At 43.9% G+C, this 12,902-nt stretch carries 10 protein-coding genes; 5 read left to right on the forward strand and 5 right to left on the reverse strand.

The genetic code is table 11. The annotated features are described in order from the left end of the window. Positions 1-14 precede the first annotated feature (14 nt). Complete coding sequence (locus tag GVO62_RS18065; RefSeq protein WP_159120439.1) at positions 15-3,458, reverse strand: PAS domain-containing hybrid sensor histidine kinase/response regulator; 3,444 nt, start codon at positions 3,456-3,458, stop codon at positions 15-17. 256 nt (positions 3,459-3,714) lie between these two features. On the opposite strand from GVO62_RS18065, the gene GVO62_RS18070 reads away from it, so the two are divergent. The 4 genes from GVO62_RS18070 to GVO62_RS18085 all read left to right on the forward strand — a co-directional run bounded on the left by GVO62_RS18070 (position 3,715) and on the right by GVO62_RS18085 (position 8,397). Next, the gene (locus GVO62_RS18070) at positions 3,715-3,981 is read left to right on the forward strand and encodes a DUF4212 domain-containing protein (RefSeq protein ID WP_105930411.1); all 267 of its coding nucleotides are present in this window, start codon (positions 3,715-3,717) and stop codon (positions 3,979-3,981) included. Positions 3,982-3,984: 3 nt separating this feature from the next. Then, complete coding sequence (locus tag GVO62_RS18075) at positions 3,985-5,691, forward strand: sodium:solute symporter family protein (protein ID WP_159120440.1); 1,707 nt, start codon at positions 3,985-3,987, stop codon at positions 5,689-5,691. 178 nt (positions 5,692-5,869) lie between these two features. Continuing rightward, positions 5,870-7,711: a DUF294 nucleotidyltransferase-like domain-containing protein gene (locus GVO62_RS18080; RefSeq protein ID WP_159120441.1), complete on the forward strand. Its 1,842-nt coding sequence runs from the start codon at positions 5,870-5,872 to the stop codon at positions 7,709-7,711. A gap of 5 nt (positions 7,712-7,716) precedes the next feature. Next, complete coding sequence (locus GVO62_RS18085) at positions 7,717-8,397, forward strand: 3'-5' exonuclease (RefSeq protein ID WP_159120442.1); 681 nt, start codon at positions 7,717-7,719, stop codon at positions 8,395-8,397. Positions 8,398-8,401: 4 nt separating this feature from the next. Here the strand turns inward: GVO62_RS18085 and GVO62_RS18090 are convergent, their stop codons facing one another. The 3 genes from GVO62_RS18090 to GVO62_RS18100 form a co-directional block, all read right to left on the reverse strand. Then, the gene (locus GVO62_RS18090) at positions 8,402-9,343 is read right to left on the reverse strand and encodes a GGDEF domain-containing response regulator (protein WP_159120443.1); all 942 of its coding nucleotides are present in this window, start codon (positions 9,341-9,343) and stop codon (positions 8,402-8,404) included. Positions 9,344-9,461: 118 nt separating this feature from the next. Then, entirely contained in the window at positions 9,462-9,881 is a 420-nt protein-coding gene (locus GVO62_RS18095) for an MAPEG family protein (protein ID WP_159120444.1), read from the reverse strand. Between the two features lie 151 nt (positions 9,882-10,032). Then, positions 10,033-10,539, reverse strand: a complete 507-nt coding sequence (locus GVO62_RS18100) for a fasciclin domain-containing protein (protein ID WP_120963511.1) — start codon at positions 10,537-10,539, stop codon at positions 10,033-10,035. Positions 10,540-10,824: 285 nt separating this feature from the next. Here GVO62_RS18100 and GVO62_RS18105 point away from each other — a divergent pair, with 285 nt between their 5' ends. Then, on the forward strand, positions 10,825-11,982 hold the full coding sequence (locus GVO62_RS18105; protein ID WP_159120445.1) for a tetratricopeptide repeat protein: 1,158 nt from the start codon (positions 10,825-10,827) through the stop codon (positions 11,980-11,982). 55 nt (positions 11,983-12,037) lie between these two features. Here GVO62_RS18105 and GVO62_RS18110 read toward each other — a convergent pair whose 3' ends face one another. Continuing rightward, complete coding sequence (locus tag GVO62_RS18110; protein WP_105930403.1) at positions 12,038-12,877, reverse strand: isopenicillin N synthase family dioxygenase; 840 nt, start codon at positions 12,875-12,877, stop codon at positions 12,038-12,040. Between the last annotated feature and the right edge of the window lie 25 nt (positions 12,878-12,902).

Here is a 12,902-nt window from a genome sequence, read left to right on the forward strand (position 1 = left end):
GTAACAAGGCAGAGCTACACGTTTTTTGCTTCTCTGATATAGCGGGTCATACTTTGAAGCAGAGCCCGTAGTTTTGCCGGTTTAAGGGGTTTAGCTAAAAAATTAACTCCCTGTGCTTTGCATTGGGTTACCAAGCTTTCATCTGGTGTTGCTGTGATTAACGCTGCTGGCATTACTACATTTAACCGATGTCTAATCTCTTCGATAAGTGCTAGCCCATTTTTCTCGCTATCGTGACTGAGTTGGTAATCCATTAGGAGAATTTGGGGCTGAATGGTCTCACATATTTTAAGGGCATCATCCCAGTTATTTGCAAGCACAACATTAATTCCCCATTTTTGTAGTAGCGTTTGCATTGCGTCCAGGTTTTCCCTTTGGTCGTCCACACAAAGAACATCCATGCCGGTAAATGTCGTGGAGCGAGGCTTGGTTGTCTCGCTAGACACCACTTTAGATTCGGCTTTCGCAAGAGAAAACGTAAAGCAACTGCCTTTACCTATCTGCGACCTTACCCGTATGTCGCTATCTAGCTGTAAACTTAACCGGCGTACTACGCCTAACCCGAGCCCAATGCCGTGTTCTTTGCTCTCGTTAGCGCGGAAAAAGTCTCCGAAAATACTGTCTTTTTTATCGTTGGATATACCAATTCCAGTGTCGAGAATTTTGAAATGAACGGTATTGCTAATCGGTTTGACGACAAATAATACTCTTCCACTTTCTGTATATTTCACAGCATTTGAAAGCAAGTTTTGCGTAATTCGGTAAAGGTAAGTCTTATCTGCTCTGACCCAGCATGAGCGAATAATGGCTTTAAATCCCAGCCCTTTTTCTTTTGCTCTCATGGCCATTTCGTCCACGAGAGGAGAAAGAAGAGTGCGAACATCGATAGACTCTAAGTCAGGTTTCATTTCACCCTGGTCTAAGCGTGCAATATCTAACAGTGTGCCAATAAGGGTTTCGCTAGAGGTTACGCTATGCCCCAACTTTTGAATAATGGCGTGGGCTGACTCTGAAAGTTCTTGTTCTTCCAAAGCGCTGACATAAAGCTTGGCAGCGTTTAGCGGTTGCAGTACATCGTGACTGGCCAGAGCAAGAAAGCGGGTTTTACTTGCATTAGCGTCTTCAGCTGCTTTTCGCGCTCTTATTAGTTCCTTCTCAGCTTCTGAGCGTCGTTCAATTTCAAGACGCAGTTCGGCGTTTATTGAATGCACTTCTTCTGTACGTTTTTTAATTCTGGCCTCAAGGTCAATGTTCGATTCTTCAAGTGCCTGCTGAATTTCTACGTGGCCGGTTATATCGTTGAAGCTTGTTACAAAGCCTCCCCCGGGTAGAGGGTTGCCCACCATTTCGATAACGCGGCCGTCTTTACGCTGGCGAGTAAAGCGGTGGGGCATGCCTGACCTTAAATGGCTAAGGCGCTTTTCCACTTCTCCATCGACATTATCGGTACCAAACTCCCCCTGAGATGCATTGTATCGTATGAGTTTTTCGATAGGCGTACCGACAGCCAGCAGGTTATCAGGGTAGGGATAAAGGTTCGCGTATCGTTTATTCCAAGCCACCAGATTGAGATGCTTATCTACAACGCTAATGCCTTGATCCATATTCTCAAGCGAAGTTAATAGCGCGGTCATGTTAAATTGCATGGCTTGAGTGGTATCGTCAAAGAAGTTAATAACTTCTGTAAAATCCATTTTTTTACCGCGCAATGCACTGTCTAGCAGCACTTTGGCGCTCGATGCGCCTATCACTCCACCGAGAGCCCGCTCACAAAAAGATAAAAATGACTCGTCAGGTGTACTGTCGTGGTCGAGATTGCAGTGATTTAACTGCTGATATTGTCCAAGCAATTGTTTACAACGACCTGTACCCATAAAGGTTGTAAGCAAGGTGACAAGATCGGATACGGTGACACTAATAGTTTGCGTTTTTACGGTGTTGTTTCCAGAGATGGCCGGAGAAACAAAGGCTTCGGCCTGTATGCGGTCGATGAGACGCTGAGGCGCGAAATGTGAAAAAAGAATATAAACAAAACTGTTTGCCGCTAAGCTAATCATTGCCCCTTGGCTAATTAGCTCATTTTGTTCCAGCTGAGAGACTTGTTCACTCACAATTGGGAGTACTAGCCATAACACCCAGATGACCAAGCCCACCATCAGACCAGCATACACTCCGTGTGCATGAGCTCGCTTCCAGTAAAGTCCGCCAACAATGGCAGGCATCAGTTGAATAACCAGGGAGAACGCAATTAGTCCGATGGAGTGAAGAGAGCGACTGCTCGTCATTTGTTGATGGTACAAAAATGCCATCAGCAGAATAAAGGCAATGACAATCCGTCGGATTAAGCGAATTTTTTTCGATACGTCTTTCTTGTCGTCGGTATTTCCCGTGAACGCCAAAATGCGAGGAAGGATGACATCGTTGGTCAGCATAGTACTAAGGGTTAGTGTTGCTACGATGATCATGGCCGTCGCTGCAGAAAGGCCACCTACAAATACAATAACTTGGAGCAGGGTTGATTCTGAAAACATCGCCAACGACAACACATAAGAGTCGGGCTCTATGCCTTGTCCTGCGAATATCGATTTACCGGCAATGGCGATGATAGGGATCACTGCGGAGATCACCGCAAGGTATAACGGGAAGAGCCAGCGCGCGGTTCGTAGGTGCCCCAAGCTCAAGTTATCGATGATTGCCACGTGAAATTGTCTTGGTAAGCAGACAATAGCTGCTGCTGCCATGATGGTCTGTGCGATAAAGCTAAACGAACCAAATTGGGCTAACGCGATTTCGTTAGTGAAGCTTTCAAAAAATGGCCCAGTTTGAGTGCGTTTCCACGCGCTGTAACCAATGATTGCAACAAGAACCAATGCCAGTAATTTTATTGTCGATTCAAAAGCAATAGCCAGCATTAAACCTCGACGGTACTCCGTTACATCAGTTTGCCGTGTACCAAAATAAATGGCGAAGGCTGCGATAAAGCCCGTTGCGGCAATAATGATGCCGTTGCTGTTAGGTTGTTGTGTCAGCAATTGGAAGGTGGCGCCTACGGCTTTTAACTGAAGTGCAATATAGGGAATAGTGGCAAGTAGCGCGATAAGTGTAACAACTAGCGCAACAGTCTGACGCTTACCGTAGCGCGAAGCGATAAAATCAGAAATGGTGGTAATGTGCTGCTTTTTGCTAACGAACGTAAGTTTATAAATAAACTTGTAACCTAACACGTAAACCAAGATAGGCCCCAGCATGATCGGAAGATAAATCCATGTGTCTCTGCTTGCTTGGCCCACCATGCCAAAGAATGTCCACGCGGTACAATAAATGGCAAGAGCTAACGAATAAATCGCAGGGTGAGACGTCAGCGCTCGCGCGGTGGGCGAATTTTTTTCTCCCCAGCTTGCTAGTGAAAAAAGCAAGAAGAGATACAAAACTGCAAGTGTGACCCAACCAAAAACCATAAGATTCCTTTAACGGGGTTTTAACAACTTTGTTGTTATTATAATCATTTCGACCATAGTCTACCTACGACCATGGTCTCATTTTGAATTTCACCTTCCAGGTCTAGAGTAATACGCAAGCTCCTAAGTGCTTGACTTTGCTGCTGGTGGTTGTCTTTAGTCAGTTACCAATTAAGCAGCAATAACGTTAACAAAGCCGGGCGTTAGGAATATGTAAAAACATAACAATCAATTAACCTGATGTGAGGGTGAAACAATGGCATTTAGAAACGAAGAGGACAAGAAAGCGTATTGGAGCGAAAACCTCGCTCTACTCGCTAAGCTGTTAGTCGTTTGGTTTATCGTATCATTCGGCGCCGGCATTATTTTTGTCGATATCTTAAATGAAATCCAATTTTTTGGCTTTAAATTAGGCTTCTGGTTTGCACAACAGGGCTCAATTTATGTATTTGTTGCATTGATCTTTGTCTATATGGCGAAGATGAACGCCATGGATAAACGCTACGGCGTAGATGAGGAGTAAATCATGGACGTTCAAACATTAACGTTTATTATCGTTGGCGCATCATTTGCGCTATATATCGCAATTGCAATTTGGGCTCGTGCAGGGTCAACCAATGACTTCTACGTCGCTGGTGGCGGTGTGCCTCCGGTCATGAATGGTATGGCTACTGCCGCTGACTGGATGTCGGCTGCATCGTTTATTTCGATGGCAGGTCTCATCTCTTTTATGGGGTATGACGGCGCGGTTTACCTAATGGGGTGGACTGGCGGTTACGTCTTGTTAGCCTTGTGCTTAGCGCCTTACTTGCGTAAATTCGGCAAATTCACGGTGCCTGATTTCATCGGCGATCGTTACTACTCTCAAACTGCACGTACGGTTGCCGTATTCTGTGCAATTTTTGTTTGCTTCACCTATGTTGCCGGCCAAATGCGTGGCGTGGGCGTAGTATTCAGCCGCTTCTTAGAAGTAGATATTGTAACCGGCGTAGTCATCGGTATGGTTATTGTGTTCTTCTACACAGTGCTTGGTGGCATGAAAGGTATTACCTATACACAAGTAGCGCAGTATTGCGTAATGATATTTGCCTATATCGTACCAGCGGTATTTATATCAATGATGGTCACAGGTCACATCCTGCCGCAAACAGGCTTTGGAGCAACGCTCGCCGACGGGTCGGGGATGCACCTGCTGCAAAAACTCGATAATTTATCCGTCGAACTCGGATTTAACGAATACACATCGGGCACCAAAAGTACCATAGACGTATTCTTCATTACCTTTGCACTAATGGTGGGTACAGCGGGTCTTCCTCACGTAATCGTTCGCTTCTTTACCGTACCTAAGGTACATGATGCGCGTAAATCAGCAGGTTATGCACTGGCGTTCATTGCAATCTTATATACAACAGCACCTTCTCTTGCTGCATTTGCTCGCGTAAATATGATTGAAACCATCAATGGCCCAGAGATGACAGGCACAAGCTATGAAGAAGCGCCGTCGTGGATTAAAAATTGGGAACAAACCGGCCTTATCGTTTATGAAGATAAAAATGGCGACGGCAAGATGTTCTATTCGGGTGATGAGCGCAACGAAATGAAAGTTGACCGCGACATCATGGTATTGGCTAACCCTGAAATTGCAAACTTACCAGCTTGGGTAATTGCACTCGTGGCAGCGGGTGGTGTGGCAGCAGCCTTGTCTACCTCTGCGGGCTTATTGTTAGTTATTTCAACATCCGTGTCTCACGATCTGTTGAAACGAAACTTTATGCCAAATATTACCGATAAAGCTGAGCTTATGTACGCACGTTTAGCGGCGGGGGTTGCAATTGTTATCGCAGGCTACTTCGGTATCAATCCGCCCGGCTTTGTTGCGCAGGTCGTGGCCTTTGCCTTCGGTTTGGCTGCATCGAGCTTCTTCCCAGCAATCATCATGGGTATCTTCAGCAAGCGCATGAACGACAAAGGTGCAATTGCGGGAATGATATCAGGTATCGCGTTTACTGCGGCTTACATCATTTACTTCAAGTTTGTAAACCCTGCAGCTAACACCCCTGACAACTGGTGGTTCGGTATTTCGCCAGAAGGCATCGGAACGCTAGGTATGATGGTTAACTTTATCGTGGCTTTCCTAGTGTTCAAAGCTACCGATGAAGCGCCTGAAGAAATTCAAGAGCTAGTAGAAAGCATTCGGTATCCAAAAGGTGCAGGTGAAGCATCAGCTCACTAACCTGATACAGCCTAAAGATAGGCGATAGCAAAATGAAACCAACCTATTGGCGAACGTGAATAGGTTGGTTTTTTCTTTTGTTTTTTCTTTTTTTTGAGGGACGAGCTCATTTTTGTTGTGTATGTGGGCTAAAATTTACACAGCGAAGGCGAACAAACCCTATCACTGGACGATTTCTATGACTGCAATGGCTAAACAAGTTGAAGACTTTCTGAATACGTCGGCGCCGCTTGATACCCTCGATAGCGAACAGAAGCTGCAATTAGTTAAACACGCAGATTTAATCTACGTGACGGCTGATATTGTTGCTGAACTTCAGCAAGGTGCTCCGGCGCTTTTCTTAATTCAAAGTGGTCAATTTTCTGTGCAAGATTCAGATGCGCCCCTACGTCATTTAAGTGAAGGGGATTACTTCGGCTATGCTAGCATCATGGAAAAACGTCCATTTTCCTTAAATATTAGCGTGGATAGTCCGGGGTTAGTTTATCGTTTTGATGCTGCCGTGATTGAGCCATTATTTGAAGATACCGCGATACGCCATTTCTTTGATGGACTTCGAAATAATGCCCTGCAAAATTATGCGATATCTGATACCAATTCCATGTGGTTGTATAAAGGTCTTTCAGATGTTATCGAAAAATCGCCCGTTTCGGTGGAGGAAATAACGTCAATATCAGCGGCTGCTCAGCTGATGACAGAGCAGAAAGTTTCATCCTTACTGGTGACTAAAGAAGACAAACTTATCGGCATTGTGACCGATCGGGATCTTAGATCAAGAGTGGTTGCCACGTCATTAGATACGTCGTTGTCGGTTGACCACATAATGACGCCTAACCCTGCCCAAATAATGGGAAACAGAACATTATTCGATGCGTTAGCGTTAATGACTGAACGTAATATTCATCATTTACCCGTCATTGATCATCAGTCGCTTGTGCCATTAGGTATGGTTACGGCAAGTGACATTATTCGCCACCAACGAGGAAACGTTCTTTTTATTATCGGCGAACTGAGCAAAGCAGAGAATTTATATGAATTAACTCGTTTATCTTGGCAGCTTCCTCACTATTTTTCGGCGCATGCAAAAAAAGCCGGCGATTATGACATTGCGGGAAAAATTTTGTCTCAGGCAACAGACATCATGACCAGAAAGTTGATCGGTTTTTTTCAGCAGGTCCACGGCAAAGCACCCATGATGTTTTCGTGGCTGGTTTATGGTTCTCAAGCCCGGGAAGATCAGACTATGGGGTCTGATCAAGACAATGGACTGTTGCTCGCAAATCGCCCCACAGAGTCGCAAGCAGACTACTTTGCTGCTATGGCAGAGTATGTCTGCAACGGGCTTGCGAAATGCGGTATAAAATTATGTGATGGTAATATTATGGCCAGTAACCCCACGCTTCGCTTATCGCTAGATGAGGCAGTGGAAGAGGCGAAGCAATGGGTTAATGCGCCTACAAAAGATGCCATTATGCATTTTAATATTTTTCTTGATGTGCGATGTGCAGCAGGTGATGTCAGTCTATTTAAACAGCTACAAAAGCGCAGAGCCCCTTTAATGCAGCAAAATATGTTTTTAGCGGCCTTAGCTAGGCACAGTAATGAAATATCGGTTCCTCTATCGATGTTTCAAAAGTTTATTTATGAAAAAGCTAAAAACGACAAACGCAAGGAAAAGGACGTTATTGATCTTAAAACTCGAGCAGTTGCACTCATTAATAATATTGCCCGTATTTATGCGCTTGCAGACGGTATATTGCTTCCCAATACACTCGCTCGCTTAGACGCGCTTTCTTCAAGCTCTCAGCTTTCTAAGCGAGATGCGGCTAACCTCAGAGATATTTGGCTTTTCTTAAATCGTTTGCGCTGGCGTCATCAGTTAGAAAACAAAGTTACGGACAACAGAGTATCCGTATCAATGCTATCTTCGATAGAAAAGCATCAGTTAAAAGCCGCATTTAAAGCGATTGATCGTACTAATCAAGCCATGGTGATGAAATTTTCTGGCGGTGTAAGTTAGCCGCTATGATGAAAAAATTTATACATGCTTGTAGTTCATTTCTTTTTAAGAGAAATAAATTTAGACGCTATCTACGCGATAGGCGTCTTTGCGATACCACGTTTGTAGCGTTAGATTTGGAGCTCACTTCGTTAGATGCAGACAAGTCACAAATTACGTCAATGGGTTATGTGGTGGGTAGAGCCGGGCGTATGGCCCTTTCTTCGAGCGGCTATCACATTATCAAAACAAACGGGGACTTGGGGCAAAGCCCAGTGATCCATGGACTAACGCAAGATATTCTGGCACAAGGTGAAGACATAGCAGAAGCATTGACCGCGATATCGTCGCTATTCAAGGAAAACATTTTATTATTTCACAATGCCCGACTCGACCTTATGGCGCTAAATTCTGCGTTTAAGCAATGCCAGCTTCCTCAAATAGAGATCATGTATATCGATACCCTCCAATTGGCTTTGTACCAATTAAACAAGCAGCATCAGGTGCTACCGAACAACAGTGCAACACTTACAGTGTGCCGACAGCGTTTAGATTTACCCGTGTTCCCTGCTCATAATGCTTTAGATGATGCGCTCGCCACTATACAGTTGTTTTTCGCACAGCTGAATGAATTGGGTATCACTCAAGAGCATTTGCTAGAGACGCTTTTACATACAAAAGCAGTGGGAAGGTATCAGCTTGGCTAGTCACTTATAAGCTTTTCGCTAGCGAGGGCATTTTCAATTGGTTTCGACCACCTGTCTTTGCCAAATACAGATTTTTATCCGCTTCTAACATGACATAATCGATGGTTTTATTGTCGTCCGCTTGTTTAATCGCTAACCCTGCACTCAGTGTAACGCGTTCATATTCAGAAGCTGCGTGGGGGAGGTTGAGGTCATAGACAGTCGTAAGTAACCGCTCTGTTACCAACTTTGCGCCTTCAAGATCAGTGTTAGGCAATATGACCAAGAACTCTTCTCCCCCGATCCTTACCAACTTATCCATGGGTCGTAGCAGCGCTTCATTGATGGTTTTGCTTACCTTCCATAGACAGCTATCTCCGTCTAAGTGCCCATACATATCATTGTATAACTTGAAATAATCCACATCGAATATGACTAAGGCAAGAGGACAAACATTGCGTAGCCCATCTTTTACCAAACGCGGAAGATAGTCATCTAGATAGTGTCGGTTGTAGGCGCCGGTGAGTTTGTCAATGTAGATAAGCTTTTCAAGTAAATCATATCTTAGCTTATGGTTTAGGTGTGACTTTACCCGATTGCGCAAGGTGCATGCGTTTACGGGCTTTAAAACGAAATCGACACATCCAGAATCCCAGCATTTATTTTCTTCTTCATCAGAGCTAGAAGAGGTGACAAAAATAATAGGAATGTTAGCAAGGGAAGGTTTTTTTCTTAATAATAGCGTTGTCTCATGCCCATCAAGTTCAGGCATAGAAACGTCCATTAAAATTAAGTCTGGTGTGCGAAATTTACAATAATCGATCGCATCTTGCCCTGAGGCTACAGAAACGCAAGAAACCATATCTTCAAGTAGCGTTTCTAGCACCAGTCTGCTGCTCGCTTGGTCGTCGACAATTAACACAGTGCAATCATCTAAAGTGCGTTCGCCGACCTGTTTATTATACACACTCAGTCCTATCTGCGGGAGGAACCATCTACCACACACATTACTCCTGTAAGCTTCAAAAGTGGATTAAACATAAGTTGAATATAACGACATTTACTTTTGGTTTATCGAAATGATTTTAGGTAAACACTTGGAAGAAGGCGAGAATGAAAACGGCAAGGTTGCAGAGCACGCCAATCATGTAGAAATAGCTTCTTGGGCTAGGATTCTTTTCAGTCGCAATAGCATAGTAAAGGGCCATGTGGATAATTCTGCACAGTGCATATACCCAAATGAGCGATGCCAAGATGTTGGTCGGCGCACCTAAAAATATACAAAACAGCGCGGGAAGTGTAAATTGATGCACGTTTTCTAGCGAATTATGAAACGTTCTGTGACTTCTAAAAACAAAACTATCGTGACTTAACTCTTCGCTTACTTTACCCGGGATGTAGGTTGACTGTTTTCGATGTGCAATCGCAGCCACGATATTCTGTACAAAAACGGTCAAACAAATTACCAGTAAACCAGCAATGCTGTAGGTATATACCGAAAACATAAGAACTCCTTTTCAGACTTTTGTAACGTTTAATTTGTCTAGCATCTAGTAAGCAAATTTGTACGAGAAGTATAAAGGATTGGATCGAGGGTTTAAAAAAACGGAAGCACTGACGTATCAGTGCTTCAGAGTCTTTTTTAATTTCTTTATATTATAATGCAGCCGCTACTTCAGCAGGCAACAATACAGTATCAATCACGTGAATTACGCCATTGCTTGTCATGATATCCGCTTTAATTACCTTCGCATTGTTGATCATAACGTTGCCCATCTTCGCCGAGATGTCTACTTGACTACCTTCTACCGTCGTTGCATTAGAAAGCGTTGATACGTCTTCTGCCGTCACTTTACCTGCTACAACGTGGTAAGTCAGAATTTGAACAAGCGTTTGCTTGTTCTCTGGCTTCAACAACATTTCAACGGTACCAGCTGGTAGGGCCGCAAATGCTTCATCAGTAGGAGCAAACACGGTGAAAGGACCGTCACCTTTTAACGTAGACACTAAATCAGCAGCCTTTACCGCGGTGACAAGGGTTGAGAACATTTTGTTACCAGCTGCGGTATCTACGATGTCCATATTTTCAGCATCTTTATGATGCCCAGCGAAAGCTGAAGCACTAAAAAGAATAACGACAAACGCACTAATTAACTTTTTCATACTATTTCCTATACATGATTAAAAATTTAACACGAAACTATGTGCTCTCTAGTTACTTGCCACTTCATCCAGCTAGCGAGCGTTACTGAACTGACAATGCTTACGGTAGAAAGGTACTAATTGATGATTAACTTTCCGTAATCTTACAAAAAGCTTGCTTCGCCTCGGAAAAGCACGAGATGAACATTTGCGCCGAATAGATAAAAAGTCGGGATGTAAATAAAATGTGAAAATCGGGTGGTGAGCTATACTTATAGCATCGAGTACACAAAAAGGGTGCCTGTAATGAATGCTCGAGTAACTGCCTTATTATTGTTTAGTATTATAATAGGGGCGTGTAAGTCTACTGAAACGGAAACGACTGACGCTGCGCCCACCTTACTTAATGACAGCCTGTTCCCTGCATACAGCTTGTTTCCCGTTGAAACCCCTGAAGAGATATTTTTCTTAGATGAAGACGCAAAGCGCTTTGCGGAAAAAGCGGTGTATGAGAAGAGCATCTTACAAAAGAATGTGAAAGGCTTCGTTAAGGCAATATTCGATCATGCCGACCAGGGTATGCTTTATCGCAACAGCGCAAACACTACTGCGAATACTACTTTCCACAACCGCGCGGCAAATTGCCTTTCATTGTCAATTATGACTTACGCTCTTGCTGAGCATGTGGGTCTCAATGCGACATTCTACGAGGTAGATATCCCCGAATACTGGACGCGTAGAGACGGATATAGCCTGCTCAATGGCCATATTAATTTGCGAGTATCAGTGCCTAACGATGGTGTAGTTGCAGCCCTTGGCGGCGCTTGGGCTGATGTCGATTTCGACCCTCAGATGTTACGAAATTATTTTCCGCGTAACGCCGTATCTCTTAACAAAGTAATATCAATGTACTACAACAACAAGGGAGCGGACGCTCTGGTGGCCAATAGTTACACCCGAGCCTACAGTTATTTTCGCTCAGCGGCGAAACTATCGCCAGAGTTACAGCAAAGCTGGGTTAACTTGGGCGTGTTATATCGCATGGTCGATGAATACGAACAAGCAGAATTAGCCTATAAACATGCGCTATCGCTTAATGACGATAACCTAACAGCGTGGGAAAATTTATCTATTCTTTATATTTATCAAGACAGAGACGTTGAAGCTTCCCGCATTACGCAAATGGTAGAAACAAAGCGCAAAACCAATCCTTTTTACCATTATATTTTGGGAGAGCAAGCATTCGATTCTGGTGATATCGAGATAGCAATTAGCCACTACGAAAAAGGCCTAAGGCTGGATAAAAGCCGTCATGAGTTACTCTTTGGCATGGCGAAAGCACATCATGAGTTAGGAGATGTGAGTGAAGCCCAGCGCTATTTACAGCAGGCCGTTAAGCATTCACCCAACGAACAGGATAGGCAACGCTATACTTCAAAGCTTGCAGCAATAGCTAGTAGGTAAAAAAAAGCCGCAGACTAGCTGCGGCAAAAGAATAACACTACAAAAGGAACTTAATTTATATAACGCCCAGCTCACGAAGGCGCTCTTGCAGGTATGACCCTGCGGTATGGCGTTCTGAAAGAACAACATCTGGTCTTGGGTGTAAAAACAGTGGCAACGAGATACGAGATTTCGTCATATCTGCACCATCTGGGTTTACAACCCTATGAGTAGTTGATGGGAAATATTCGCCTGATGCTTCTTGAAGCATGTCGCCAATATTCACAATTAAGTTCCCAAAATCACAAGGAACGTCAATCCAACTACCGTCTTTAGCTTGTACTTGCAATCCTGGCTCGTTAGCCGCAGGTAAGATAGTAATCAAGTTAATATCTTCGTGCGCAGCGGCGCGAATTGCGTCTACCTCTTCATCACCTTTTAGTGGTGGGTAGTGCAGTATACGTAGCAAGGTTTGATCAGAATCTTTGATCATATCGCCTAGCGGTTGACTGTACTTATCACTCACCTCTGAAGGAGAATGCTTCTCTATCCAGCCCAACAGCTCTTTCGCTAGCGTGTTTGCTTCCTCATAATATTGAGAAATTTGAGGACGTAGTGCTTCAGGGCACTGACCCCATGGATAGAAGTGGTAATACTCTTTAATATCTTTTTTCGTAAAGCCTTTAGCTACCTCAGATACGCTCTGAGGGAAAAATCCGTCTTGTTTACCTTTGTTGTACAGGTAATCATTCTTCTCTTCACTGTCGAAGAAGCCCTGCCAATTGTCGTAAATACCTTGAACTAATGACTGTTGGATAGGGTGATTTTTCAAAACACCGAACCCCGTCTCGCGAAGTGACTTCACGAATTCTTCTTGTGCGTTTTCCGCTTGGTAATCAACAGCAACTAATTGCATAACTTTATCCCGTATATTTTGACTG

This window comes from Alteromonas sp. KUL150, assembly GCF_009811475.1.
GTDB classification, from domain to species: domain Bacteria; phylum Pseudomonadota; class Gammaproteobacteria; order Enterobacterales; family Alteromonadaceae; genus Alteromonas; species Alteromonas gracilis.

What these genes read in the sequence shown, in the direction of transcription:
- GVO62_RS18085 (WP_159120442.1), top strand. Translation starts at nt 7,717, where the DNA reads ATGATGAAAAAATTTATACATGCTTGTAGTTCATTTCTTTTTAAGAGA.
- GVO62_RS18075 (WP_159120440.1), top strand. Translation starts at nt 3,985, where the DNA reads ATGGACGTTCAAACATTAACGTTTATTATCGTTGGCGCATCATTTGCG.
- GVO62_RS18070 (WP_105930411.1), top strand. Translation starts at nt 3,715, where the DNA reads ATGGCATTTAGAAACGAAGAGGACAAGAAAGCGTATTGGAGCGAAAAC.
- GVO62_RS18095 (WP_159120444.1), bottom strand. Translation starts at nt 9,881, where the DNA reads ATGTTTTCGGTATATACCTACAGCATTGCTGGTTTACTGGTAATTTGT.
- GVO62_RS18110 (WP_105930403.1), bottom strand. Translation starts at nt 12,877, where the DNA reads ATGCAATTAGTTGCTGTTGATTACCAAGCGGAAAACGCACAAGAAGAA.
- GVO62_RS18105 (WP_159120445.1), top strand. Translation starts at nt 10,825, where the DNA reads ATGAATGCTCGAGTAACTGCCTTATTATTGTTTAGTATTATAATAGGG.
- GVO62_RS18080 (WP_159120441.1), top strand. Translation starts at nt 5,870, where the DNA reads ATGACTGCAATGGCTAAACAAGTTGAAGACTTTCTGAATACGTCGGCG.
- GVO62_RS18100 (WP_120963511.1), bottom strand. Translation starts at nt 10,539, where the DNA reads ATGAAAAAGTTAATTAGTGCGTTTGTCGTTATTCTTTTTAGTGCTTCA.
- GVO62_RS18065 (WP_159120439.1), bottom strand. Translation starts at nt 3,458, where the DNA reads ATGGTTTTTGGTTGGGTCACACTTGCAGTTTTGTATCTCTTCTTGCTT.